The organism is Streptomyces sp. NPDC021019 (assembly GCF_044333295.1).
Taxonomy (GTDB): domain Bacteria; phylum Actinomycetota; class Actinomycetes; order Streptomycetales; family Streptomycetaceae; genus Streptomyces.
This window is the reverse complement of the sequence record NZ_JBIRQR010000001.1, coordinates 1,754,840-1,779,335: the sequence shown is the minus strand read 5'-3', so window position 1 is coordinate 1,779,335 and position 24,496 is coordinate 1,754,840. Positions and strand designations below refer to the sequence as shown.

23 protein-coding genes and 2 tRNA genes are annotated in these 24,496 nt (G+C 70.9%); 10 read left to right on the top strand and 15 right to left on the bottom strand.

The window, feature by feature from the left end:
- Positions 1-280 precede the first annotated feature (280 nt).
- The 4 genes from rsrA to ACH4RG_RS08270 all read right to left on the bottom strand — a co-directional run bounded on the left by rsrA (position 281) and on the right by ACH4RG_RS08270 (position 3,091).
- Complete coding sequence (gene rsrA / locus ACH4RG_RS08285; protein ID WP_018959150.1) at positions 281-601, bottom strand: mycothiol system anti-sigma-R factor; 321 nt, start codon at positions 599-601, stop codon at positions 281-283.
- Positions 598-1,254: a sigma-70 family RNA polymerase sigma factor gene (locus tag ACH4RG_RS08280; protein ID WP_007458152.1), complete on the bottom strand. Its 657-nt coding sequence runs from the start codon at positions 1,252-1,254 to the stop codon at positions 598-600. Before ACH4RG_RS08280 ends, rsrA begins: the two co-directional genes overlap by 4 nt.
- 313 nt (positions 1,255-1,567) lie before the next feature.
- Entirely contained in the window at positions 1,568-2,209 is a 642-nt protein-coding gene (locus ACH4RG_RS08275; RefSeq protein ID WP_397921513.1) for an alpha/beta family hydrolase, read from the bottom strand.
- 66 nt (positions 2,210-2,275) lie between these two features.
- A complete protein-coding gene (locus ACH4RG_RS08270; RefSeq protein ID WP_397921514.1) occupies positions 2,276-3,091 on the bottom strand; it encodes an SOS response-associated peptidase in 816 nt (271 codons plus the stop codon).
- Positions 3,092-3,144: 53 nt separating this feature from the next.
- On the opposite strand from ACH4RG_RS08270, the gene ACH4RG_RS08265 reads away from it, so the two are divergent.
- The 4 genes from ACH4RG_RS08265 (at position 3,145) to ACH4RG_RS08250 (ending at position 6,817) form a co-directional block, all read left to right on the top strand.
- Positions 3,145-3,858 carry a M50 family metallopeptidase gene (locus tag ACH4RG_RS08265; protein ID WP_361879088.1) on the top strand — a complete coding sequence of 238 codons (714 nt, stop codon included), beginning with the start codon at positions 3,145-3,147 and terminating at the stop codon, positions 3,856-3,858.
- A gap of 104 nt (positions 3,859-3,962) precedes the next feature.
- The gene (aroA, locus tag ACH4RG_RS08260; protein ID WP_397921516.1) at positions 3,963-5,315 is read left to right on the top strand and encodes a 3-phosphoshikimate 1-carboxyvinyltransferase; all 1,353 of its coding nucleotides are present in this window, start codon (positions 3,963-3,965) and stop codon (positions 5,313-5,315) included.
- 3 nt (positions 5,316-5,318) lie between these two features.
- Positions 5,319-6,335: a ribosome small subunit-dependent GTPase A gene (rsgA, locus tag ACH4RG_RS08255; protein WP_398161212.1), complete on the top strand. Its 1,017-nt coding sequence runs from the start codon at positions 5,319-5,321 to the stop codon at positions 6,333-6,335.
- A 158-nt stretch (positions 6,336-6,493) separates the two neighbouring features.
- Complete coding sequence (locus ACH4RG_RS08250; RefSeq protein ID WP_010061553.1) at positions 6,494-6,817, top strand: multidrug efflux SMR transporter; 324 nt, start codon at positions 6,494-6,496, stop codon at positions 6,815-6,817.
- Here the strand turns inward: ACH4RG_RS08250 and ACH4RG_RS08245 are convergent.
- Positions 6,774-7,394, bottom strand: a complete 621-nt coding sequence (locus tag ACH4RG_RS08245; RefSeq protein WP_398539271.1) for a TetR/AcrR family transcriptional regulator — start codon at positions 7,392-7,394, stop codon at positions 6,774-6,776. The genes ACH4RG_RS08250 and ACH4RG_RS08245 overlap by 44 nt on opposite strands.
- Positions 7,395-7,517: 123 nt before the next feature.
- Between ACH4RG_RS08245 and hisN the strand changes: the two genes are divergently transcribed.
- Positions 7,518-8,318, top strand: a complete 801-nt coding sequence (gene hisN / locus ACH4RG_RS08240; RefSeq protein WP_018959156.1) for a histidinol-phosphatase — start codon at positions 7,518-7,520, stop codon at positions 8,316-8,318.
- A 204-nt stretch (positions 8,319-8,522) separates the two neighbouring features.
- Positions 8,523-8,921: a CBS domain-containing protein gene (locus tag ACH4RG_RS08235; protein ID WP_018959157.1), complete on the top strand. Its 399-nt coding sequence runs from the start codon at positions 8,523-8,525 to the stop codon at positions 8,919-8,921.
- Between the two features lie 90 nt (positions 8,922-9,011).
- On the opposite strand, the gene ACH4RG_RS08230 is transcribed toward ACH4RG_RS08235, so the two are convergent.
- Positions 9,012-10,481 carry a catalase gene (locus tag ACH4RG_RS08230; RefSeq protein WP_397929192.1) on the bottom strand — a complete coding sequence of 490 codons (1,470 nt, stop codon included), beginning with the start codon at positions 10,479-10,481 and terminating at the stop codon, positions 9,012-9,014.
- 170 nt (positions 10,482-10,651) lie between these two features.
- Here ACH4RG_RS08230 and ACH4RG_RS08225 point away from each other — a divergent pair, with 170 nt between their 5' ends.
- Entirely contained in the window at positions 10,652-11,071 is a 420-nt protein-coding gene (locus ACH4RG_RS08225; protein WP_361325496.1) for a Fur family transcriptional regulator, read from the top strand.
- Between the two features lie 104 nt (positions 11,072-11,175).
- Here the strand turns inward: ACH4RG_RS08225 and ACH4RG_RS08220 are convergent.
- The 4 genes from ACH4RG_RS08220 to ACH4RG_RS08205 all read right to left on the bottom strand — a co-directional run bounded on the left by ACH4RG_RS08220 (position 11,176) and on the right by ACH4RG_RS08205 (position 16,779).
- Positions 11,176-11,249 (bottom strand) — tRNA-Met (locus tag ACH4RG_RS08220).
- A gap of 79 nt (positions 11,250-11,328) precedes the next feature.
- Positions 11,329-13,401: a tetratricopeptide repeat protein gene (locus ACH4RG_RS08215; protein WP_397921525.1), complete on the bottom strand. Its 2,073-nt coding sequence runs from the start codon at positions 13,399-13,401 to the stop codon at positions 11,329-11,331.
- Between the two features lie 226 nt (positions 13,402-13,627).
- Positions 13,628-13,701, bottom strand: a tRNA-Met gene (locus ACH4RG_RS08210).
- Between the two features lie 42 nt (positions 13,702-13,743).
- Complete coding sequence (locus tag ACH4RG_RS08205) at positions 13,744-16,779, bottom strand: UPF0182 family protein (protein WP_397921789.1); 3,036 nt, start codon at positions 16,777-16,779, stop codon at positions 13,744-13,746.
- A gap of 135 nt (positions 16,780-16,914) precedes the next feature.
- On the opposite strand from ACH4RG_RS08205, the gene ACH4RG_RS08200 reads away from it, so the two are divergent.
- The gene (locus ACH4RG_RS08200) at positions 16,915-17,475 is read left to right on the top strand and encodes a PPA1309 family protein (RefSeq protein ID WP_398539270.1); all 561 of its coding nucleotides are present in this window, start codon (positions 16,915-16,917) and stop codon (positions 17,473-17,475) included.
- A 48-nt stretch (positions 17,476-17,523) separates the two neighbouring features.
- Here ACH4RG_RS08200 and ACH4RG_RS08195 read toward each other — a convergent pair whose 3' ends face one another.
- From ACH4RG_RS08195 to ACH4RG_RS08185, 3 genes are all read right to left on the bottom strand, one after another.
- The gene (locus tag ACH4RG_RS08195; protein ID WP_397929190.1) at positions 17,524-18,639 is read right to left on the bottom strand and encodes a PDZ domain-containing protein; all 1,116 of its coding nucleotides are present in this window, start codon (positions 18,637-18,639) and stop codon (positions 17,524-17,526) included.
- Between the two features lie 400 nt (positions 18,640-19,039).
- Positions 19,040-19,501 (bottom strand): molybdenum cofactor biosynthesis protein MoaE, encoded by a 462-nt coding sequence (locus ACH4RG_RS08190; RefSeq protein WP_215104556.1) that lies wholly within the window; start codon positions 19,499-19,501, stop codon positions 19,040-19,042.
- A gap of 105 nt (positions 19,502-19,606) precedes the next feature.
- Positions 19,607-20,758, bottom strand: a complete 1,152-nt coding sequence (locus ACH4RG_RS08185; protein WP_398539269.1) for an SDR family oxidoreductase — start codon at positions 20,756-20,758, stop codon at positions 19,607-19,609.
- Between the two features lie 190 nt (positions 20,759-20,948).
- On the opposite strand from ACH4RG_RS08185, the gene ACH4RG_RS08180 reads away from it, so the two are divergent.
- Together ACH4RG_RS08180 and ACH4RG_RS08175 are read left to right on the top strand one after the other, a co-directional pair.
- Positions 20,949-22,421 (top strand): zinc-dependent metalloprotease, encoded by a 1,473-nt coding sequence (locus ACH4RG_RS08180; RefSeq protein ID WP_397921531.1) that lies wholly within the window; start codon positions 20,949-20,951, stop codon positions 22,419-22,421.
- Positions 22,418-22,957 (top strand): NUDIX hydrolase, encoded by a 540-nt coding sequence (locus ACH4RG_RS08175; RefSeq protein ID WP_398539268.1) that lies wholly within the window; start codon positions 22,418-22,420, stop codon positions 22,955-22,957. The genes ACH4RG_RS08180 and ACH4RG_RS08175 overlap by 4 nt, the downstream gene beginning before the upstream one ends.
- A 72-nt stretch (positions 22,958-23,029) precedes the next feature.
- Here the strand turns inward: ACH4RG_RS08175 and ACH4RG_RS08170 are convergent, their stop codons facing one another.
- Positions 23,030-23,785, bottom strand: coding sequence for an AIM24 family protein (locus tag ACH4RG_RS08170; RefSeq protein ID WP_397929182.1), 756 nt, complete (start codon positions 23,783-23,785; stop codon positions 23,030-23,032).
- A 19-nt stretch (positions 23,786-23,804) separates the two neighbouring features.
- A complete protein-coding gene (locus ACH4RG_RS08165; RefSeq protein WP_397921537.1) occupies positions 23,805-24,485 on the bottom strand; it encodes an AIM24 family protein in 681 nt (226 codons plus the stop codon).
- Positions 24,486-24,496 lie beyond the last annotated feature (11 nt).

Here is a 24,496-nt window from a genome sequence, read left to right as displayed (position 1 = left end):
CTGGACACCCTCGTCATCCGCTCTGCTTTCGCATCCAACCATGCCCGGCCGGACGCCCGCTCATTACCCATGGGTTACCCAGCTCCGGCCGGGGTCAGACCGCCCGCGCGAGGGCGCGTCCCAGCGCCTGGGCCGCCGGTCGCCGGTGGACCCGCCCGGTGCCGGGGCCGAGCCGCACCAGCGCTGCCCCGGACATGCGTGGGCCGCTGTGCCCGGGCGATCGGGGCACAGCGGCCGTCCCACCGGACCTCGGGGATCCGCCGGTGCGTCTGCGGGTGGACTACTCGGCGGCGGACGCCGACCGGTCGGTGTCCTGCACGGTCAGATCCTGCTCGGGCACGGCCTCGCCGGCCCGGATCAGGTCGATCCGGCCCATCACCTTGGAGCGCAGGTCGGTGGGGACGTCGTCCTGTCCGCAGCAGCGCTTGACCAGCTTCTTCACGGCCTGTTCGAGGCCGTACTTCTCCAGGCACGGGGAGCACTCCTCGAAGTGCACCTCGAACTTGGTGCAGTCGCCCTCGGGCATCTCCCGGTCGAGAAACTCGTAGAGATGGTCGAGGACCTCCGAGCAATCCGTCTCGTGCGGCTCTCCGCAACTCATGAGGCCGAGCCCTTCCGATCGTCCGAGTCACCGGCGCCGGCCGCGACGAGCCCGCGCTCGCGGGCGTAGTCCTCCAGCATGCCGCGCAGCTGGCGGCGGCCGCGGTGCAGCCGGGACATCACCGTACCGATGGGAGTCCCCATGATGTCCGCGATCTCCTTGTAGGCAAAGCCCTCGACATCGGCGAGATACACGGCGATGCGGAACTCCTCGGGAATCGCCTGGAGCGCCGACTTCACGTCGGAGTCCGGGAGATGGTCGAGCGCCTGGGACTCCGCCGAACGCAGACCGGTCGACATGTGCGACTCGGCCCGTGCCAGCTGCCAGTCCTCGATCTCCTCGGCGGCGCTGCGCTGGGGCTCCCGCTGCTTCTTGCGGTACGAGTTGATGAAGGTGTTGGTCAGAATGCGGTACATCCACGCCTTGAGGTTCGTACCCTCACGGAACTGGTGGAAGGAGCCGTACGCCTTGGCGTAGGTCTCCTGGACCAGGTCCTCGGCATCGGCCGGGTTACGCGTCATGCGCAGCGCGGCCGAGTACATCTGGTCGAGAAAACCGAGGGCGTCCCGCTCGAAGCGCGCGTTGCGCTCGGCGGACGTCTCCGGTGCACGGCCGTCGTCGGTCCCTGTGTCGGTCCCAGTGACCGGACCCACCTCCTCCAACGATGTGGCGGAGCCGAAACCGGACCCGCTCGCATCGGAGAATAGTCGACCTCGCCGCGAGACGGGCTGTCGATCAGCACCGCCCGGCGGCCGCTCGTGGCTGGTCCTCGCCGCGGGCAGCACGGTCCACTCCAGGTCAGCGGCGTTCGAGCGGCTGGGGCAGATGGTCGAACCCATGCGACGGACTCCCTCTCCACGTTGTTCGAGGTACCACGTATCTGTACCGACGTCCCGAACAACAGCGCCTTCGGGCGGAGCATTCCCGGAGCCTGTGCCACGTGCGTGAGGCCCGGGGCTGATCCGGTCAGCCGAGTGACGCGATCCACCCGGCCACCGCGTCGGTGAGGACGCGCATCGTCTGCTCCTCGGTCGCCCCGGACCTCTTCGGCACCGCGAACCCGTGGTCGCCGTGGTCCACTTCGGCCAGCTCGTACGGGCCGGGCGGGAACTCGTCGGGCCGGCCGAACGGATCGTTGCCGCCCTGGACCACCAGGGTGGGCACTCCGGCGCCGAGCAGTTCGTCGGCGCGGGACTTCTCGGGCCTGCCCGGGGGGTGCAGCGGGAAGCTGAGCGCGAGGACGGCGGCCGCGCCCAGCTCCGTCGCCGTACGGCAGGCGACCCGGGCCCCGGCGCTGCGGCCCCCGGAGACGACGGGAAGCCCGGGAGCGGCCAGGGCGGGCCAGAGCCCGCGCCAGCCGGTGTCCAGGGTCTTCGGGGCGGGCGCGACCTTCTTTCCGGCCACCCGCCAGGGCTGCTCCACCAGGGCGACGGTGACGCCGTGCCCGGGCAGGGTCGCGGCCAGGGCCTTCAGGTCGCGGGCCTCGATGCCGCCGCCCGCCCCGTGGCTCACGGCCAGCACGAGGCGGGGCGCGGGCGCTCGGACCCAGGTGATCCGGGCCTCACCGGCGTCGGTGGTGACGTTCTGCGTACGTGGTTGACGGCTCACGCCGCCATCCTCTCCCGCGCGGCCTCCCGGGTCCCGCCGCGCGGCCGCGCGGCTCCCGCCCGGGGCTCAGAACAGCGTGGACTCCTCCGGCGCGGCCAGCTCCTCCAGCAGCTCGGGCCCGTTGTTGCGCACGTTGCTGACCGTGGTGGCGACCGGATAGGCGCGCATCAGCCCGCCGGGCGGCGGCTCCAGCAGCGCGCGCAGCTCGTCGAGGCCCGTGTGCGTGGGGTCCAGCCAGGCGTCCCAGCGGTCGGGGGTGAGCATCAGCGGCATCCGGGGGTGGATGTCGGCGAGCGCGCCGGGCCCCTCGGCGGGGGCGACGGCCAGCGGGGTGGTCTCCGCCTCGGTGGTGATCACCGAGCACGTCACCCACCAGGCGTTCTCGTGGTCGCCGGGCAGGGTCGCGTCGCGCCAGAACTCGTACAGTCCGGCCATGGCGAAGACCGACCCGTCGGCGGGGGTCACGAAGTACGGCTGCTTGCGGGCCCGCTTCTTGCCCTTCGTCTCCTCCAGCCGCCGTTCCTCCGAGCCGGTGACCCACTCGTAGTAGCCGTCGGCGGGCAGGATGCAGCGGCGCTGGGCGAAGGCGCGGCGGAAGGAGGGCTTCTCGTGCACGGTCTCCGCGCGGGCGTTGATCATCCGGGCGGCGCCCTCGGGGGTCTTCGACCAGGACGGCACGAGCCCCCATCTCAGGGCACGCAGCTGGCGAACCGGACGCTGGTCGTCGGCGTCCTTAACAGGACGCTCCAGAACCGCGTGGACCTCTTTGGTCGGCGCCACGTTCCAGTCCGGCTCCAGGGTCTCGGTGGGTTCCCACTTCTCGACGCCGAAGAGCCCGGTCAGGTCCTCGGGGTTCCGGCTCGCCGCATACCGTCCGCACATAAGTGCCAGACTGCCACGACCGCCCACCCCGACCGCAAGGAGCCGCCCGGCCGATGAACAGCACCGAATTGGGCGATCTGTGGGATCGCGTCACCGGAACCCAGTCCGCTCCCGAGCAGTGGCTGGTGGTGGTGACGGCCACGCTCGCCCTCATCGCCGTCGTGCCCAACCCGATATGGCGGCTCGCGCGCAACACCATCACCATCGCGCACGAGGGCGGCCACGGTCTGGTGGCGCTGCTCACCGGGCGGCAGCTCTCCGGCATCCGGCTGCACTCGGACACCAGCGGCCTGACCGTGAGCCGCGGCAAGCCGACGGGGATCGGCATGATCCTCACGGCGGCGGCGGGCTATACGGCCCCCTCACTGCTGGGCCTGGGCGGTGCCTGGCTGCTGACGAACGGCAGGATCACCCTCCTGTTGTGGGTGGCGACGGCCCTGCTCGCGGTGATGCTGGTGATGATCCGCAATGTGTACGGGGCCCTCACCGTCATCCTGACCGGCACCGCGTTCCTGCTGGTGTCCTGGCTGGCCTCCTCGGACGTCCAGTCGGCGTTCGCTTACGCGGTGGTGTGGTTCCTGCTGCTGGGCGGGGTGCGGCCGCCGTTCGAGCTCCAGTCCAAGCGGCGTCACGGCGGCGCGCCGGATTCCGACGCGGACCAGCTGGCCCGGCTGACCCACGCCCCGGCGGTGCTGTGGCTGTTCCTCTTCCATGCGGTGTCGCTGTGCTCGCTGATCGGCGGCGGGCGGTGGCTGCTGGGGCGGTGAGGGCGGGTTGGGTCGCGGCGGTCCGTCCCACTCTCTCGTTACGGGCCGGTTTCCGCCCTTTCGGTCAGGATCCAGGTCGGCGCGGAGCCACTAAAGTGATGGCCATGACCGAGAGTTCCGTGCACCCCGCCCTCTGGCCCGCCCCCCACGCGAGCGGGGCCGTCGATGCGACCGTCACCGTGCCCGGATCCAAATCGGTCACCAACCGCGCACTCGTGCTGGCCTCGCTGGCCGCCGAGCCGGGCTGGCTGCGCCGCCCGCTGCGCTCCCGCGACACCCTGCTCATGGCCGACGCGCTGCGTGCCATGGGCGTCGGGATCGAGGAGACCGTCTCCTCCTCGTCCGCCTCCAGCCCGTCCGCCGCGGCCTCCCCGGACAGTTCGGGCGAGGCCTGGCGGGTCATCCCGGCGGGGCTGCACGGTCCGGCGGCGGTCGACGTCGGCAACGCCGGCACGGTCATGCGCTTCCTGCCGCCCGTCGCCACGCTCGCCGACGGTCCGGTCCGCTTCGACGGCGACCCCCGGTCCTACGAGCGCCCGCTGACCGGCGTGATCGAGGGGCTGCGGGCGCTCGGCGCGCGGATCGACGACGACGGGCGCGGGGCGCTGCCGCTGACCGTGCACGGCGGTGGGGCGCTGGAGGGCGGCCCGGTGGCGATCGACGCCTCGTCCTCCTCGCAGTTCGTCTCGGCGCTGCTGCTGTCGGGGCCGCGCTTCAACCAGGGCGTGGAGGTCCGGCACACCGGTTCCACGCTCCCCTCTATGCCGCACATCCGGATGACCGTCGACATGCTGCGGGCCGTCGGCGCGCAGGTGGACGAGCCGGAGACCGGTGGCGAGCGAGACGTGTGGCGGGTCTCGCCCTCCGCGCTGCTCGGCCGGGACCTGACGATCGAGCCGGACCTGTCCAACGCCCAGCCGTTCCTGGCCGCGGCCCTGGTGACCGGCGGCCGGGTCACGATCCCCGACTGGCCCGAGCGCACCACCCAGCCGGGCGACGCGCTGCGCGAGATCTTCACCGCGATGGGCGGCAGCTGCGAGCTGACCGAGCGCGGGCTGACCTTCACCGGCACGGGCCGTATCCACGGCATCGACGTGGACCTCGGCGAGGTCGGCGAGCTGACGCCGGGCATCGCGGCGGTCGCGGCGCTGGCCGACTCCCCCTCCACGCTGAGTGGCGTCGCCCACCTGCGGCTGCACGAGACGGACCGGCTGGCCGCGCTGACCAAGGAGATCAACGAGCTCGGCGGCGATGTCACCGAGACGGCCGACGGGCTGCGCATCCGCCCGCGCCCGCTGCACGGCGGCGTCTTCCACACGTACGACGACCACCGCATGGCCACCGCCGGGGCGATCATCGGCCTGGCGGTGAAGGGCGTGGAGATCGAGAACGTGGGCACGACCGCCAAGACCCTGCCGGACTTCCCGGACATGTGGACCGGAATGCTCGGGGCCTAGAGGATGCGCCGTTACGGGAAGAACCCCGACGAGGACGACATCCGCGTCCGCCCCAACCGCAAGGGCAACCGGCCGCGGACGCACATCCGGCCCAAGCACGAGGACGCCGAGGACGGCATGGTCCTCACCGTCGACCGGGGCCGGCTCACCTGCCTCGTCGAGGGCCGGACCGTGGTGGCGATGAAGGCCCGCGAGCTGGGCCGCAAGGCCGCCGTGGTGGGCGACACCGTCTCCATCGTCGGCGATCTCTCCGGTGAGAAGGACACCCTGGCCCGGATCGTGCGGATCTCCCCGCGCCGTACGGTGCTGCGCCGCACGGCGGACGACGACGATCCGTACGAGCGCGTGGTCGTCGCCAACGCGGACCAGCTGGCGATCGTCACCGCGCTGGCCGACCCGGAACCCCGCCCGCGCATGATCGACCGCTGTCTGGTGGCGGCGTACGACGGCGGCCTCACCCCGCTCCTCGTGCTGACCAAGTCCGACCTGGCGTCTCCGGACGAGCTGCTGGAGGCGTACACCCCGCTGGGCGTCCCGTACATCGTGACCAGCCGCGAGGAGCTGGAGAGCGGGGACGCGGCGGACCGGGTGCGTGAGTTCCTCAACGACCGCGTCACCGCCTTCGTCGGGCACTCCGGGGTCGGCAAGACGACGCTGGTCAACGCCCTGGTGCCGAAGGACCGGCGACGGACCACCGGCATCGTCAACGCGGTCACCGGCCGGGGGCGGCACACCACCACCTCGGCCCTCGCGCTGCCGCTGCCCGGTGACCGGGGCTGGGTGGTCGACACTCCGGGCGTGCGCTCCTTCGGGCTGCACCACGTGGACCCGTCCCGGGTCATCAACGCCTTCCCGGACCTGCAACCGGGCACCGAGAACTGCCCGCGCGGCTGCACCCACGACGAGAACCAGCCGGAATGCGCGCTGGACACCTGGGTCAGGGAGGGGCACGCCGACCCGGCACGCCTGGACTCCCTGCGCCGACTGCTCGCGACCCGGGAACGGCGCGAGGGCGACTGACGTCCCTTCCGGCCGGAATCGGCCGGGGCGGCGCGGGCATGTTTGCGGGCTTCAACGACTGGTAAAGGCATAATCGCACCGAGCGGGCGGTGCATCGCGCCGTCCACCGGGTACGTTCCCGAACCGATGCCGGTCACCTATGCGGGAGGCAACCGACGATGCCCTGGCTGCTGGTCGTGGTCGCAGGACTGCTGGAGACCGGCTTCGCCGTGTGTCTGAAGCTCTCCCACGGATTCACCCGGCTCTGGCCGACCATTGCGTTCGCCGCGTTCGCGCTGGGCAGTTTCGGTCTGTTGACCCTGGCGCTGAAGAAGCTCGACGTCGGTCCGGCGTACGCGGTGTGGACCGGGATCGGGGCGGCCGGAACGGCGATCTACGGCATGATCTTCCTCGGCGACGTGGTCTCCACGCTGAAGCTGGTGTCGATCTCGCTGGTGATCATCGGGGTGATCGGCCTCCAGCTGTCCGGCTCGGCCCACTGAGACCCGCCGTCGGAACCGCGACCCGCGCCCCTTCCCTGACGAGCCCGAGCGCACGGCTGTCCGCGGCGTCGTCGCCCGGCACCGGAACGATCACACAGGACAGCGCGAGGCGCAACGCGATCTCGCAGCGCCCGGCGGCGGCCCCGGGCGACACCGCCACCATCCGGTCCCGTACGAGCGCGACCAGCTCCTCCGGGGTCGGCGGCGGTCTTCCGGCCGTACGTCCCCGGGGGCCCGGTCGGTGTTCCGGGCGGGGCAGCCCCTCCGCCCAGCACCCCGTGAGCAGCGCCTTGACCAGCGCGTCCTGGCGGGCGGCGCGGACGGTCCAGAGCGCGACGGCGGCCGGACGGTCGGGGGCGGGGGCGGTCAGGGCACGGTCCACCCCGGCGAGATAGCCGTCGGCGGCACGCCGCAGCAGGGCCCCGGCCAGTCCGCCCTTGGTGCCGAACTCGTTGTACAGGGTCTGCCGCGAGACGCCGGCCACGGCCGCTACATCAACCATGCGCACCGTGCGCCAGGGGCCCTCGTCCAGCGCCCTGTGCGCGGCGTCCAACAGTGCCTGCCGCGCTGTCGGCATCGTCGCCTCCCCCGCCCCGGGACCCTGCGGTTCAGAGTTGACGCGCTCCCGGGGGCTGTCAAGGGGCCGGGCGGCGCGGGGGCGCTGTAGCCCGCGCCCGGCGGCGCTGGATACTGTGACGGCATGCCCGACTACCACGATGATCTGCGCCTGGCCCACGTACTGGCGGACGCCGCCGACGCGGTGACGATGGACCGGTTCAAGGCTCTCGACCTGAAGGTGGAGACCAAGCCGGACATGACGCCGGTGAGCGAGGCCGACAAGGCCGCCGAGGAGCTGATCCGGGGCCACCTGCAGCGGGCCCGACCGAGGGACGCGATCCTGGGCGAGGAGTACGGGATCGAGGGCAGCGGACCGCGGCGCTGGGTGATCGACCCGATCGACGGCACCAAGAACTACGTGCGCGGCGTACCGGTGTGGGCGACGCTGATCTCGCTGATGGAGGCGGGCGAGGAAGGCTTCCAGCCGGTGATGGGCGTGGTCTCCGCGCCCGCGTTGAACCGGCGCTGGTGGGCGGCGAAGGGCGCGGGCGCGTTCACCGGCCGCAGCCTCACCTCCGCGACCCGGATGCACGTGTCGAAGGTGGAGCGGATCGCCGACGCCTCGTTCGCGTTCTCCTCGCTGGCCGGCTGGGAGGCGCAGGGCCGACTCGACGGCCTCCTGGACCTCACCCGGGCCTGCTGGCGTACGCGGGGATACGGGGACTTCTGGCCGTACATGATGGTCGCCGAGGGTTCCGTGGACATCTGCGCGGAGCCGGAGCTCTCCCTGTGGGACATGGCGGCGACCGCGATCATCGTGCAGGAGGCGGGGGGCCGGTTCACCTCGCTGGACGGGGTGGACGGTCCCGGCGGCGGGAACGCGGCGGCCTCCAACGGGCCGCTCCACGACGAGCTGCTGGGTTATCTGAACCAGCGGTACTGACCGCGTCGCTCCGAGTCCGCTGGAAATCCTACGGTCCGTGAAACGTGCCGGAGGGGGCGCGTTATGTGCTTTTTCGCGCGCCCTTTCCGCGCTTCACCCACCCCTTGTCGACCCGCCCCGAGGGTGCGACTCTGAGAGTCCCCCCCACTTGTGAACTTGTGAATCGACTCACGGAGTCGGCTCACCGAGGAGGTGGCTCGTTACATGCTCGTCCGTGACGCCATGAGCACGGTGGTCCTCACCATCGGCCCCACCCATACGCTCCGCCAGGCGGCCCGGCTGATGTCGGCCCGCCGTATCGGAGCAGCCGTCGTCCACGATCCGGACACCTGCGGGCTCGGCATCATCACCGAGCGCGACATCCTCGACGCGCTCGGATCGGGGCTGGACCCCGACCGGGAGACCGCGTCCGCCCACACCACCACCGACGTGGTGTTCGCCGCCCCGGCCTGGACCCTGGAGGAGGCAGCGGAGGCCATGACGCACGGCGGATTCAGGCATCTGATCGTGCTGGACGGCGACGGGCCGGTGGGCATCGTGTCGGTGCGGGACATCATCCGCTGCTGGGCGCCCGTCCGGCGTACGGTCGCGGCCGCCGGCTGAGGGCCCTCCCGGCGTCTGTCCGACGCCGGAACGACCGGTGGGCCGGGCCCCCGCGAGGGGATCCGGCCCACGGTCGACGGCAGGCTCTGGTCAGCCGCGGAGGGCCTGGACCGCGGCTTCCAGCCGCTTGCCGAAGTCGCCGTCCGCCTGGCGGAAGTTGTTGATCGCGCGCTCGGCGATGTCGTCGCGCGAGACCTTGGCGATGAACCCGGCGAGGTTCTCGATCAGCCGGGTCTTCTCGTCCTCCGAGTAGAGCCGGTAGAGGTTGCCCGCCTGCACGAAGTCGTTGTCCTCGGCATGGACGGGGGCCGCGGTGTTACCGGTGGTGCCGGTGACCGGGAGCGGCTGCCACAGCGGGCGATCGGTCTGGAACGGGCCGCCGAAGCTGTTCGGCTCGTAGTTCTTGGCGCCCTGGTGACGGCCGTCGTAGAGGAAACCGTCCCGGCTGTTGGTCCGCGCCTCGGTGGCGTGCGGGCGGTTCACCGGCAGGTGGTCGGCGTTGATGCCGACGCGGTAGCGGTGGGCGTCGCCGTACGCGAAGAGCCGACCCTGGAGCATCTTGTCCGGGGACGGGCCGATGCCCGGCACGAAGTGCGCGGGGCTGAAGATCGACTGTTCGACCTCGGCGAAGACGTTCTGCGGGTTGCGGTTGAGCTCCAGCTTGCCGATCTCGATCGGCGGGTAGTCCGCGTGCGGCCACACCTTGGTGAGGTCGAACGGGTTGAAGCGGTAGCCGGCCGCGTCCGCCGCGGGCATGACCTGGACCTGCACCGTCCAGGACGGGAAGTCACCGCGCTCGATCGACTCGCGCAGATCGCGCTGGTGGCTGTCGGGGTCCTCGCCGGCGAGCTTGTTGGCCTCGTCCTGGGTGAGGTTCTTGATGCCCTGGTCGGTCTTGAAGTGGTACTTGACCCAGAAGACCTCGCCGGCCTCGTTGTTCCACTGGTAGGTGTGCGAGCCGTACCCGTTCATGTGGCGCAGCGTGGCCGGGATGCCGCGGTCGCCGAAGAGCCAGGTCACCTGGTGCGTCGACTCGGGCGACAGCCCCCAGAAGTCCCAGACGTTGTCCGCCTCCTGCGAGCCGGTGTACGGGTCGCGCTTCTGGGTGTGGATGAAGTCGGGGAACTTGATGGCGTCCTTGATGAAGAACACCGGGGTGTTGTTGCCGACGAGGTCGTAGTTGCCCTCCTCGGTGTAGAACTTCAGCGCGAAGCCGCGGGGGTCGCGCACGGCGTCGGCGGAGCCGAGGTTGCCCGCGACGGTGGAGAAACGCAGGAAGGTCTCGGTCTGCTTGCCGACCTCGGAGAGGAACTTCGCCCGGGTCCACTGCGAGACGTCGCGGGTCAGCGTGAAGGTGCCGTACGCGCCGGCGCCGCGGGCGTGCACGATCCGCTCCGGGATGCGCTCGCGGTTGAAGTGGGCGAGCTTCTCCAGCAGCGCCTGGTCCTGGACGAGAACCGGACCGCCGGCGCCAGCGGTCTCGCTGTTCTGGTTGTCGGCTACCGGCGCGCCGGCCTCCGTGGTGAGCGGTCCCTGCGTCACGTGCGCCTCCTGCGTCATGTCCTGCACATCAGTGATCGGCCGACCTCGGTCGTCGGTCCGATGTTCCGCACAGCCTGTCCCTTGGCGTATGCCGGTCTCGATCCTACAATGGACATTGTCCAAGTCAAGCGAGCATCCAAAGTCACACCCGATCGGGACTCGGTTCCCCCACTGTTAGGCTGGGCTGCATGAGCGACCTGCTGGAACGACTTCGTGGACGCGGCTGGCGTATGACGGCACAGCGGCGCGTCGTGGCCGAGGTCCTCGACGGGGACCACGTACACCTGACGGCGGACGAGGTCCACGCGAGGGCCGTTTCCCGACTGCCCGAGATCTCGCGCGCCACCGTCTACAACACCCTCGGCGAGATGGTGTCCCTCGGTGAGGTGCTGGAGGTCTCCACCGACCGCCGGGCCAAGCGCTACGACCCGAACGCGCACCACCCGCACCATCACCTGGTGTGCGCCCGGTGCGGCGCCATCAGGGACGTGCACCCCGCTGGCAACCCGCTGGCGGACCTGCCGACGGACGAGCGTTACGGTTTCATGGTCTCCGGCGTCGAGGTGACGTACCGCGGCATCTGCCCGAGCTGCGCCGCCACCGCCTGACCCGACCCCTTCTCCGGGCCCACCTCCGGGCGGGCCCGGCTTCTCAGGTCGCCGGACATGACGAAGGCCCGGATCTCGATGAGATCCGGGCCTTCGTCTTTCAGTAGCGGGGACAGGATTTGAACCTGCGACCTCTGGGTTATGAGCCCAGCGAGCTACCGAGCTGCTCCACCCCGCGTCGGTGAATGCAACATTACGTCAGCAGGTCGGACGGCGCAAATTCATTCACGCCGACCCGTGGGCCGGGCCCGACAGGGTTACGCGGTCAGCTCCTGGTGCAGCGCCTCGCGCAGCCGCGCGGCCCGCTCGGCCACCTCGGCCGGGCCCAGCTCCACCGCTCGCGCGCACCAGCGCTGCCCCTCGGTCAGCTCGCCCCGGCGCGCGGCGAGGAGCGCCAGGCGCAGCGCGGCACGGCCGTGCCCTGCGGCGGCCGCACGGCTCCACCACAGGGCGGCCTCGCGCTCGCTGCCCTCGCGGGCCAGCAGCAGCCCGAGGTTGAAGGCCCCGTTGCGGCTGCCCGCCTCGGCGGCCTCCCGGTACCAGTGGGTGGCGCTCTCCACGTCCCCGCGGGCCGCGGCGAGCATGCCGACCCGGACCTGGGCACGGCGGTGCCCCTGCTGGGCGGCCCGCTCGTACCACTCCTCGCACTCGGTCTTCTCCGGCATCGGCTCGCCCAGCGCGGGCGGTCCCGGTGGCGGCTGGCGCGCGTCCAGCACCCCGGCCAGCCGGAACGCGGCCTCGGCACTGCCGCCGCCCGCGGCGCAACGCAGGTGCCGCTCGGCCTCCCGGTCCTCGCCGTCGCGCAGCAGGGCCATGCCGACCTGGAGCGCGGCGTCGGTGTGCCCGGCCGCCGCGGCGCGCTCGTACCAGCCCAGTGCCGTACGGTCCTCGTCGCGTCCGGCGTGCAGGATGCCGAGGTTGAAGGCCGCGTCGACGCTGCCCGCCTCGGCCGCCTTGGAGAACCAGGGCTCGGCCCCGGTGTGGTCGCCGGCCTGGAGGAGCAGCACCGCGAGAGCGTTGGCGGCCTCGCGGTGTCCGGCGTACGCGGCGCGGCGGTACCACTGCTCGGCCTGCGGGGTGCGGTCCTGAGCAGCGCAGAGCAGGCCGAGGTTGTACGCCCCGTTGACGTCACCCGCGTCCATGGCGGCCCGGTACCAACGCTCGGCGGTCTGCTGCTCACCGCGCGCGGCGTGCAGCGCGCCGAGCGCGTTGGCGGCGTTGCCGTCGCCGTCCTGGGCGGCGCGCAGCCACCACACGGCGGCGCTCTCCTCGTCGCCCGCGTCGCGCAGCAGGAAGCCCAGCGCGCAGGCGGCGCGCGGCTCGCCGTCCTTGGCGGAGGTGAGGTACCAGCGTCCGGCCTCCCTGAGCTCGCCGCGCTGCTCCAGGATCGCGCCGAGGTGCAGGGCGGCGCGCCGGTGGCCCCGGGCGGCGGCCTGGCGGTACCACTGCTCGGCCTCGCCGACCCGGCCGACGGCGGGTCCCGCCACGGGGCTGTCGCCGTCGGCCGCGCTCCTGACGCCCGCAGAACCCCTCACCCGTGCGTCATGGGCGGGTGCGGGCGCGCCGCCGGGGAGGCCGAGGCTCGTTCCGGTTCGCCCGGAAGCGGGGCCCCGGCCCAGGCCGAAGGCCTCGTGCGGGTCCTCGACGGCCTTCCGCTCCAGGGCGCGGGCCAGCCGGTAGGCGGCCTCACGGTGCCCCTGCTCGGCGGCGGCGCGCAGCCAGCGCTCGGCGCCGACGTCGCCGCGGTGCTCCAGCAGGTCGGCCAGCGCGTACGCGCCCAGCGCGTGGCCCTGCTCGGCGGACTGGCGCAGCCAGTACTCCGCGCCGGGCTCGTCGCCGCGCTCGCGGAAGTGCCGGCCGAGCGCGTGCGCGGCGGCGGCGGATCCGGCCACGGCGGCGATGCGCCACCAGCCGGCGGCCTCGTCCGGGTAGCCGCGCTGGTGCAGCAGGACGCCCAGGTTGTTCGCGGCGGCGCGGTCCCCGTCGGCGGTGGCGGCGCGCAGGTACCGCTCGGCGCCGTCCAGCTCGCCGCGGCGCAGCAGCAGCGCGCCCAGGACGCTCATGGACGCGGTGTCACCCGCGTCGGCGGCGCGCCGGTGGCGCGCCTCGCTCTCGGCGCTGTCCGCGGCGTCGACCGCGTCCGTGGTGTCCTCGTCGGACGCGGTCGCGGTGGCGCTCGCGTCGGTGGCGCCGGTCCGCTGGACCGGTGCGCCCGCCCCGGCGATGGCGGCAGCGAAAGCCGCGTCTACCGCGCTTTCCCCATCTTGGCCGCGCCGCTGCACAAACCGCCCTGTCTCCAACAGAGTTGCCCTGTCCCCCATAAATACCATCGTCGCACCACCTGTAACCCGCGTACACCTGGTATATCGCGGTCAGTGAGGTCACTACAGCGTTTTGTCGACATGCCCACAGGGAGACAAGTCAAACACGTTCGGAAGCAACTGCTGCCCAGCGAACCGCACTTCACGCCCACAGCTTGGGACCGACACGGCCTGCACGCACAACAGGCACGACGAAGGCCCGGATCCCTTGGGATCCGGGCCTTCGTCTTTTCCGTAGCGGGGACAGGATTTGAACCTGCGACCTCTGGGTTATGAGCCCAGCGAGCTACCGAGCTGCTCCACCCCGCGTCGTTGTGTTCAAACCGTACCACGACGCGGGATGGACTCTGCTCAGCTGCCCTGGTCGGAGCCCTTCTCGGCCCCTGCGGCCGCATCCGGCTCCCTCGCCGGATCCGCCTTGTCCGCGTCCGCCGGCGGACCGGCGCTCGCGGGCTCGGCCGAGCTGTCCGGCTTGGCATCGCCCGCCGGCTTCTCGGCGCCGTCGGCCTTGTCCCCCTCGCCGCCCGCCTTGGGCTGCGCGGCGGCGGCTCGCTCCAGGGCGTCCTGAAGAGCCTCCTGGGCCTTGCCGTAGGCCGGCCAGTCCTGCTCCTGCAGCGCCTTCTCACCGTCGGAGTACGCCTTCTGGGCGTCCGCGATGGCCTTCTTGAGCGCTGCGCTGCCGGTGGCCGGGGGCTCGTCGGTCTCGCCCGGCGGCTCATCGGTGTCGGGCGGTGTCGTGGTCCCGTCGTCCTCGACCCCGAAGACGGCGTTGAGCGCCTCCCCGAGGCTGTTCTCGAAGACGATCTTCGAACCGTACGAGGCGGCCACCTTGCGCAGCAGCGGGTAGTTCTGGTTGCCACCGCGCGTGTAGACCGGCTCGATGTAGAGGAACCCGCCCTCCAGCGGAACCGTCAGCAGGTTGCCGTACTCGATGTCCGAGTCGGTGCCCTTGAGGTTCCTCACGAACTCGGCGACGTCGTCGTTGCCGTTGAGCTCACTCTGTACCTGGCCCGGGCCCTTCACGGTGGAGGTGACCCGTAGCAGCCGCATCTCGCCGTAGTTCTTGCTGGCCGCGTCCGCGTTCACCGCCATGAAGGCACCCAGGTTGGGGCGCCCTCGGGGAGTGAACGTGGTGGTCAGCGAGAACTGCTGCTCGTCCTGGCCCGGCATCTTCATGCTCAGGTAGTACGGCGGGACGGAGCCGGGCTCCTTGTTGGTCGGGTCGTCCGGCACCTGCCACGCGTCACTGCCGCTGTAGAACTGCGCGGGGTCCTCGACGTGGTAGCGGGTGAGCAGCTCGCGCTGCACCTTGAAGAGGTCCTGCGGATACCGCAGGTGGTCCATGAGCTCCTGCGGAATCTCCCCGCGGGACTCGACCGTCCCCGGGAACGCCTTGCGCCAGGTCTTCAGGACCGGGTCCTTGGTGTCCCACTCGTAGAGCTTCACCTTGCCGTCATAGGCGTCGACGGTGGCCTTCACCGAGTTGCGGATGTAGTTGACCTGGTTCTGCTGGGCGACGACCGCGCGCTGGTTGGTGGTCAGCGAGTCGGCCGTGGTGTCGCCGAGCGTGGTCCGGGACGCGTACGGATAGCCGTTGCTCGTGGTGTACGCGTCGACGATCCACTGGATCCGGCCGTCGACGACCGCCGGGTAGGCGTCGCCGTCGATGGTCAGCCACGGGGCGACCGCCTCGACGCGCTCCTTGGGCGTGCGGTTGTACAGGATCCGCGAGCCCTCACCGATGGCTCCCGAGTACATGATCTGCGGCTCGCTGAAGGAGACCGCGTACGCGGCGCGGTTGAAGGTGTTGGAGAGACTGACCCCGCTGTCGCCCTTGTAGCTGGTGGTCTTCTCGCCGTCCTCCTCGTAGTCGAGCTCCTTCTGGGGCCCGCCGACGATGGAGTACTGCTGGGTGTTCTCGCCGTAGTAGATCCGCTGCTCGTACTTGCCGAGCTCACCGGTGGTGGGCAGCCCCGACTCGCTGAAGTCCGGAGACCCCGTCGGATTCGTCCCGGTGGTCGTGCCCCGGGCCGCGATGGCGCCGTAGCCGTGGGTGTACGTGAAGTGGTCGTTGATCCAGTTCCGCTTGGGCAGGCCCTGGATGTTCAGCTCACGCAGACCGATGACGGTGTCCTGCTCCTTGCCGTCCTTGTCCTTGTAGCGGTCGACGTCCAGTGTCTTGGGGAACTGGTAGTAGTTCCTCCGCTGCTGCAGCTGCTGGAAGGCCGGGGAGACGACGTTGGGGTCCATCACCCGGTAGCTGGCGGCCGTGCTGGCCGCCGCCCGCAACTTGGTGTCGTCCTTGGTGGTCGCCTGACCGTCGTAGTCGTCCACCTTGGCGTCATCGATGTCATACGCGTCGCGTGTGGCATTGATGTTCTTCTGGATGAACTCGGCTTCCTTGGCCTGCTCGTTCGGCTGGACCTGGAACTTCTGCACGATCGCCGGGTAGAGCCCGCCGATCAGGATCGCCGAGAGCACCATCAGGCCGAAGCCGATGACGGGGAGCTGCCAGGTGCGGCGCCACAGCGTCGCGAAGAACAGCACGGCGCAGATGGCCGCGATGCAGAACAGGATGGTCTTCGCCGGGAGGTAGGCGTTGGCGTCGACGTACCGCAGGCCCGTCCAGTTGTCCGCGGCCTTGAAGTCACTGGACTTCACCGCCAGCCCGTACCGGTCGAGCCAGTACGCCACGGCCTTCAGGGAGACGAAGATGCCCAGCAGCACCGAGAGGTGGCCGGTGGCCGCTCCGGTGGCGCGGGCGCCGGGGCTGGTGATACGCAGCCCGCCGTACAGATAGTGGGTCAGCGCGGCGGCGATCAGCGAGAGCACCGTCGCCGCGAAGCCGAAGCCCAGCAGGAAGCGGTAGAACGGCAGGTCGAAGGCGAAGAAGGCGACGTCCAACCCGAACTGGGGGTCCTTCTGGTCGAACGGCACGCCATTGACGTACAGCAGCCACGTGCGCCACTGGCCGGAGGCGGAAGCTCCGCCGATCAGCGCGACGAGCGCCGTGACGGCGAGCAGCACCCACTTCTTGTAGGGGGCGATGCTCATCCGGTAGCGGTCCAGGCTCTGCTGCTCCAGCGACATCGCGCTCAGCGGCGGCCTGAGCCGGTGCGCGAGCCAGATGTTCACACCGATGGCGATCGCCATCAGCAGTCCGAAGACGAGGAACAGCCCGATCTTGGTCCACAGGGTGGTGGTGAAGACGGATGAATACGCGACCGACCTGTACCAGAGCCAGTCCGTCCAGAACCCGGCGAACATGACGAAGGCCATGGCGAGAACCGCCAGGACCCCCAAAGTCATGAGCAGGGTACGGGCGCGCCGGGACGGGCGGCCGACTCTGATCCGTGGCCCGGTCGGGCCTCCGCCGCGGTCCGGCATCTGGAAAGCCAACGTGCGCACCTCGTAGTTCGCGGTCGTGTGAACAGGCCCAGCGATCCTAGAGCCCACCTATGCAACTTACTGAGGCTTTACCTAGTTCCCGTTCCCGGGGTGGAAGGAGGCAGGATATTGCCCATGCCCAACGTTTCCCCCTCAGGACCCCCGATGGCCGCGAGTCCGCTCACCGTCGCCGTCCTCGAAATCGACGCCTATGCCTCCAACCTCGGCTGGGACCAGCCCGCCCGGCTGTTCGCCCTGGTCGACACCGCACAGCTGCGGGTCCAGGAGCCCGGTCTCGCCGCTCAGCTGGGCCTTGAGGACCCCAGCTCCTCCGTCGCCGCGCTCACCCCGATCGAGCAGGACGAACTGCCCCCGGGCACCGCGCTCGACGACTTCCTCGGCACGATCGCCTGGCCCGACGCCGTGGTCGGTTGCGCCATGACGGTGGAGCGGCTGATGCTGCCGCCGTCCGCCGAGGCCTCCGTGCCGGACGGTCTGAACGACAAGCAGCTGGCCCAGTGGGTCGCCAAGCACGCCGACCGGCAGGAGGTGCGGATGACCGTGGCCGTCCTGCGGGACGGGGCCCGCGAGTCCGCCGTACGGCTGCGCGAGAAGGACTCCCCCACCGAGGTGCTGACCGGAGCCGGTCTGGTGCCCGGCCTCGCCGAGGCGCTGGCGGCGACGTTCGAGTCCTGATCGGGCCGCTGCCCGGGGCCGTCGTACGGTTCCCGGGCGGCGCGGCCGTCAGCCGGCCGAGCAGCTCGGCAGGCCGGCGGTCTTCCCCGTACGGATCTGCTCCATCGACTTCGTGGCGTCCTCGATGGTCTTGACCCGCACCAGGGTGAGCCCGGCCGGCGTGTCTGCGGCGGCCGACGCGCAGTTGTCGTCGGGCGTGAGGAAGTAGCGCGCGCCGGCGTTCCGGGCGCCGACCAGCTTCATGTTGATGCCGCCGATCGGGCCGACCGCGCCCGCGTCGTCGATGGTGCCGGTACCCGCGACGAACTTGCCGCCGGTCAGATCACCCGGGGTGAGCTTGTCGATGATGCCGAGGGAGAACATCAGTCCGGCGCTCGGCCCGCCGACGTCCGCGAGCTTGATGTCGATCTCGAACGGGAACGTGTGGTCCGTCCCGGCCCTGATCCCGACGATCGCCCGGTCCTTCCCGCCCTCCTCCCCGTCGCCCTCGGCGGCGGGGGCCTTCGCGGTCCTGATGGTGATCTCCTCGCCGCCCTCGGGGGCGCGCCCGGCCTTCTCGGCCGCGGCGGCGGTCTTCGCCGGGATGATGGTGAAGGTGACGTCTTCGCCGGGCTGGTGCTTGGTGACGAGCTTCGCGACGTCGCCGGGCTCCTTGACCACGGTGCCGTCGACGGCCTTGATCACGTCGCCGGCGTGCAGCTTGTCCTCGGAGGGGCTGCCCTTGACCACCGTGGAGACCACGACCTGGGTGGCGACCGGGATGTCCAGCTCCTTCAGGGCGGCCACCTTGGCGCTCTCCTGGGACTGACTGAACTCCTCGGCGTTCTCCTGGGTGGACTGCTCCTCGGTCTTGCCGTCCGGATAGAGCGTGTCGTGCGGCACCACGACGCTGTCGTGGGCCAGCCAGCCGTAGACGGCCGCGAAGATGTTCATCCGGTAGTCCGCCCCGGTGACGCGGACCGTCGTCATGTTGAGGTGCCCGGATGCCGGGTACGTCTTGCGACCGGTGATCTGGAGGACGGGCTCGCCACGCGCGTCGCCCAGGGTGTTCACCGTCGGTCCGGGGGACATCTCCGCATACGGCACTTTGATCAGCACGCCTGCGCAGAGCAGCGCGATGAGGACGAGGGCGGAGGCGAGCATCGTCGCGGTGCTGCGTGGCATGGAACGACAGTACGGGAAGGGCCTGTCAGTGCACCGCCGGGGCCGGTCCGTACGGGGAGACCGGAACACGGCGGAAGGTGGTCACGCGGTGCGCGTCGATCTCTCAGAGAGCCCCGGAACCGGAGTGCGATTTCTCCATCGCGTCACGGAACCTGGCGTAGCCGGCGAGTTCGGTGACGTCGCCGGTCGTGCGATTGCGGGCAGCCCAACTCGCCCATATCGCACCACCGACAGCAGCGAAAAGTGGAATCAACAGCCAAGCGAGTGCCGCCATCACGACCTCCCTACCCCATGAGCGACCGGATGCCCGATCAGAAGATTAACGATCCGGAAGACCAACGCTCGTGGCGGGGGTGCCGTTACGCAAATCGGGGCTGATGCGCTCCGGTCCGGTTTGCGCTCAGCAGGCTCCGACCCACTCCTCCGTGCCGTCCGAGAAGCGCTGGTGTTTCCAGATCGGAACCTCGTGCTTGAGGTCGTCGATGAGCTTGCGGCAGGCGTCGAAGGCCTCGGCGCGGTGCGGGCAGGCGACGGCGACGACCACGGCCAGGTCGCCCACCTCCAGTTCACCCACTCGGTGGACGGCCGCCAGTGCGCGGACCGGGTGGTCGGCGACGACCTTCTCCGCCACTCGGCGCAGCTCGTCCTCGGCCGAGGGGTGACAGGAATAGCCGAGCGCGCCGACGTCCTGTCCCGCGTCGTGGTTGCGCACGGTGCCGACGAAGAGCGCGATGCCGCCCGCCGCGTCGTCGCCGACGGCGCGGAAGACCTCGTCGACGGAGAGCGGGGTGTCCCGGATCGCCAGCAGCCGGATGGGGTCGGCCGCCGCGTGCTCGCCGGGATGGTCGTGGGTGGGTGCCATGCTCCCATCGTGCCGTACGGCTCCGACATCCCGGAATTGCCTGTTCTTCCGGCGGTCGGCCTGCCGGTTTGGAGCCTCCTACAGGGCCTCGGGGGCCGTTGAGCGTCAGATGCGGCGGCGGGCCTTGCGGGCGCGGCGCACCACGGCGGCCGCGCCGAGCAGGGCGACCGTCGCTCCGGCGGCTCCGGCGGCGGTGGCGTCCTTGCGGCCGAGGCGACGTCCGGCGAGCGTGTGGCGGCCCTCGACCTCTTCGAGGAGGGCTCCGAGCACCTCCTCGTTCGTCCACTTCGGCCGCCATCCCACATCGTGCAGCCGACTGACGCTGACCACCCAGGGGTGCATCGTGTACGCCAGGTCGCCCGCCGGGGACGGGGTGAGGCCGATCCGGTGCAGCCGGGCGGCGGCCCCGAGCGCGACGGCGGAGGGCAGCTCCATCCGGCGCACGCCGCTGAGCTCCTCGACCTCCTCCTGCTCCAGCCAGCCGTCGCAGCCGACCGCGAACTCGCCGTCGATCTTCTCCAGGGCGGCGTACTCCAGCGCCGTCACCAGGTCCTCGACGTGGCAGAACTGCCAGGTGGGGCGTGATCCGGCAACGACCAGGAGGCGTGGGGACTCGAAGTAGCGGGTCAGGGCGGTGTCGGTGCCGCCGACCAGGACGGTGGGGCGCACGACGGTGACGTTGAGTCCGGGGTGGGCGCGCGGGGCCCGGCGGCCCAGCCGCTCGATCTCCAGGAGGTCGCCGACGCCGGTGGCCTCGGCGGTGGCGCGCAGTTCGGCGTCCTCGGAGAGCGGCACATCGTTGTCGGTTAGCGCCCCGTAGACCATTGCGGAGGTGCAGAGCACCACGCGGTGGACCCCTACGGCGGCCGCGGCGGTGAGCACGGTCTGGGTACCACGTACGTTGTACGCGGTACGTGCGGCGGGGTCGGTCTCCAGGTCGAGATCGAGGGCCAGGTGCACGACGACGTCCGCGCCGCGCAGCTTCTCGGCGATCGCCGGATCCCGTACGTCCAGGATGTGCCAGGTCGCCTCGGAGACCTCTCCCCGACGCTCGTCGATCGCGATGACCTGCTTGATCGCGTCGGATGCGGCAAGGTGGGCGGTCAGCAGTTCGCCGATACCGGTGGCGGCGCCGGTGACCGCGACGACGGGGCCCCGGTTTCTGGAGGTCCTGGGGCGTTTCGTCTCGGGTGTGCTCTCGGGCGAGGGGTCGGTCAGGTTTCGCGCTGCGCGAACCTGCGGATCTGGGGAACTCACCGGGCGTCTCCAGCGGTTGTCTTCAGTACGTACCCGAATGACGCGTACGTACCAGGTGGCGTCCATCCTGCCGCAGGCCGGGAGTCGGCGGAGCACTGAGGCCCGAAGCGGGCGTGGTGTCTACGCTGGATGGTGATGTCGGGCAGTCGCCGTCGGTTCGAGCCGGCGGCCCTACGAGCCGAGGAAACCCGTGAGTGACACCCCATTCGGATTCGGCCTTCCGCCGGAGGAGCCGGAGAACGGCGACGAGGGCAAGAAGAAGGACCCCACCGAAGGTGGGCAGAGCGCGGGCGGGCCCGGGGGCCCGTTCGGATTCGGGCCTGGGGCGGGCGGGGACAACCCGTTCGCCGCAATGTTCGGCTCGATGAATCCGAACGATCTCGGCGCCGCCTTCCAGCAGCTCGGTCAGATGCTGAGCTACGAGGGCGGTCCCGTGAACTGGGACATGGCCAAGCAGATCGCCCGCCAGACGGTCTCGCAGGGCGCCCCGGACGGATCCAAGGACGCCAGCGTCGGCCCGTCGGAGCGCACGGCGGTCGACGAGGCGCTGCGGCTGGCGGACCTCTGGCTGGACGGTGTGACGTCGATGCCGTCCGGTTCGGTCTCCACCGTGGCGTGGAGCCGCGCGGAGTGGGTCGAGGCCTCGCTGCCCGCCTGGCAGCAGCTGGTCGACCCGGTGGCCGAGCGGGTGGGCCTGGCGATGGGCGATGTGCTGCCCGAGGAGATGCAGGCCATGGCGGGCCCGCTGATCGGCATGATGCGGTCGATGGGCGGCGCCATGTTCGGCCAGCAGATCGGGCAGGCCGTGGGCGTGCTGGCCGGTGAGGTGGTCGGTTCCACCGACATCGGGCTGCCGCTGGGGCCGGCGGGCAAGGCCGCGCTGCTCCCGCTGAACGTGGAGCGGTTCGGCAAGGACCTCAGCGTCCCGCAGGACGAGGTGCGGCTGTATCTGGCCCTTCGCGAGGCCGCTCACCAGCGGCTTTTCGCCCATGTGCCGTGGCTGCGGTCGCATCTGTTCGGCGCCGTCGAGGCGTACGCCCGCGGCATCAAGGTAGACACCAGCAAGCTGGAGGACGTCGTCGGCCAGTTCGACCCGTCCCAGCCGGAGCAGTTGCAGGACGCCCTTCAACAGGGCATGTTCCAGCCGGAGGACACGCCCGAGCAGAAGGCGTCCCTGGCCCGTCTGGAGACGGCTCTCGCGCTGGTGGAGGGCTGGGTGGACGCGGTGGTCCACGAGGCCGCGAAGTCCCGGCTGACCTCGTCCGACGCGCTGCGCGAGACGATGCGCCGGCGCCGGGCCTCCGGTGGACCGGCCGAGCAGACGTTCGCCACGCTCATCGGTCTCCAGCTGCGCCCGCGCCGACTCCGGGACGCGTCGCGTCTGTGGGCCTCGCTCACGGACGCCCGGGGTCTGGAGGGCCGGGACGCGCTCTGGGCCCACCCGGATATGCTGCCGACGGCCCACGACCTGGACGACCCCGACGGCTTCGTCCATCACGAGCAGGCCGACTTCTCCGAGCTGGACAAGATGCTCGGCGAGGCGGCGAAGGGCTCGCGGAAGCCCGCGGCGGCGGACGAGCCGAAGCCGAGGCCCGTGGAGGGCACGGACGAGGGCGACGACGACGAGGGCACGAGCGAGGGCAAGGACGGCCGCGACCAGTGACCCTGCGCGACGACGCCGTTCTCGTGTTGAAGGGTTATGCCCAGGAGGACGAGGCCGGTGACCAGGCGGAGCTGCGTCAGGCCTACCTGGAACACCTGGCACAGCACGAGGACGGCATGTGGAAGGCGTGCGGGGCCGGGCATGTCACGGCCAGCGTCCTCGTGATCGATCCGGAGCGGGAGAGGGTTCTGCTGACCCTGCACCGGAAGCTGCGGATGTGGCTCCAGATGGGCGGCCACTGCGAGGAGCGGGACGTCACCCTGGAGGCGGCGGCGCTCCGTGAGGCGACGGAGGAGTCCGGCATCACGGGGCTCACCCTGCTGCCCGGCGGACCGGTCCGGCTGGACCGGCACCCGATTCCGGCTCCCTGCAACTGGCACCTCGATGTGCAGTACGCCGCGCTGGCCCCGGCCGGAGCGGCGGAGCGCATCAGCGAGGAGTCCCTGGAGCTGAGCTGGTTCGGCTACGCGGACGTGCCGGGGGTGGCGGACGCGTCCGTGGTGCGCCTGCTGGAGGCGACGCGGTCCCGGTTGTAGCGACAGGCCGCGGGCCCAGATGCGTAAGGGGCGGCCTCCGAGAGGCCGCCCCTTACCGCTGTGGCTTGCGGGTCAGTTCCAGGCGTTGTTCTGGTTCTGGCCGTGGGAGCCCTGCTGGCCCGCGCCGAACTGGGCGCGGGCGCCCTGGCCGATCTGGGCGTTCTGCGGCGGCATGACCTCGCTCGGCTGGACCAGGGCGAAGCCCTGGCCGAGGAAGCTCAGCTCCCAGCCCTCTCCGGTGTTGCCGCGACGCCTGAAGACACCCGAGGAGTGCGTCTGGGCCTGCATCTGCACCCGCAGGGAGCTGGACCAGGCCACGATCGCGTCCGCGTCGACGTTGACGTACTTCTCGGGTGTGACCTGCATCATCAGGGGCTGGCCCGAGGTCATGAGGGCGACCTTGCCCGAGCCGGAGATGTTGAGCTGGTACTTGCCGCTGCCCGAGATCCCGTACTGGCTGTCCACCGCGATGACCTCGGTGTGCAGCGAGGAGTCGAGCGCGAGGACGTAGGAGCTGTCCACGGTCATCCCCTCGCGGTCGACGTCCACGACGTGGATGTACTGTGCGAGGTTGGCGAGGTAGACGGTGCCCTGGCCGGACACGCGCATCAGGTCGAGGCCCTCGCCGGTGTTCGCGCGGGCGCGGCGCTGACCCTGGGACTGGTATTCCCCGTCGAAGTCCATCAGGCCCTGGTAGGCGACCATGGCGCCCTTGCGGGCGAGCACGTCGTCGTGGCCGGTCAGCGAGACCCGCAGGAGCTGTGGGTTCTGGATCGCGTAGCGGTCCTGGGTCTGCTGCTCGGTGTGACTGAAAAGCGGACTCTGCATGATGTGTTCTCCCTCCCCGTCAGTTCCGGATCCGCAGCCGGTCCGTACTGTCCTCGCTCGGCTGGACGACGACGATGCCCTGGCCGGAGAAGGCCATCTGGTACGCCTCGCCGCTGCCGCGGCCGATCAGCGAGCCGGCCTTGAAGCTCCGCTTGCCCTTCACCTTGAGGTTCGGGGACCAGGCGACGAGCGCGTCCGGGTCGACGTACGTCTCGTCCTCGCCGCGTCCGCAGTCGACGACGATCGGGGTGCCGCGCGAGGTGACGGCGACCCATCCGGTGCCCTGGACGACGACGTTCCACAGGCCCTGTCCGGCGAACTTGGCGAGCCCCTTGACCTTCTCGACGCCCCAGGTGAGGTGGGCGTCGAAGGCGAGGAGGTTGGTGCCGTTGACCGAGATGGAGTCGTTGTCGAGGTTGATGACGACCACGTCGGCGCCGTAGTCGGCGAGGTAGAGCAGTCCGTCGCCGGAGCACTTCATGACGGGCGCGCCCTCGCCGGTGATCCACTGGGAGGCGATCTGCCGGGCGGCGGGCGGGTTGGGCTCGTACTGGATGAAGCCCTCGTACGCCACCATCGAGCCGGTGCGCGCGAAGAGGTCCTGCCCGGAGGCCATGGCGACCTTGAGCATGGTCTTGCCGTGGTTCTCCATACGGGCCGTGACAGGGGTCGGGGCGAAGCCCGCGAGTTGCTGGTTCATGACGGGCTCCC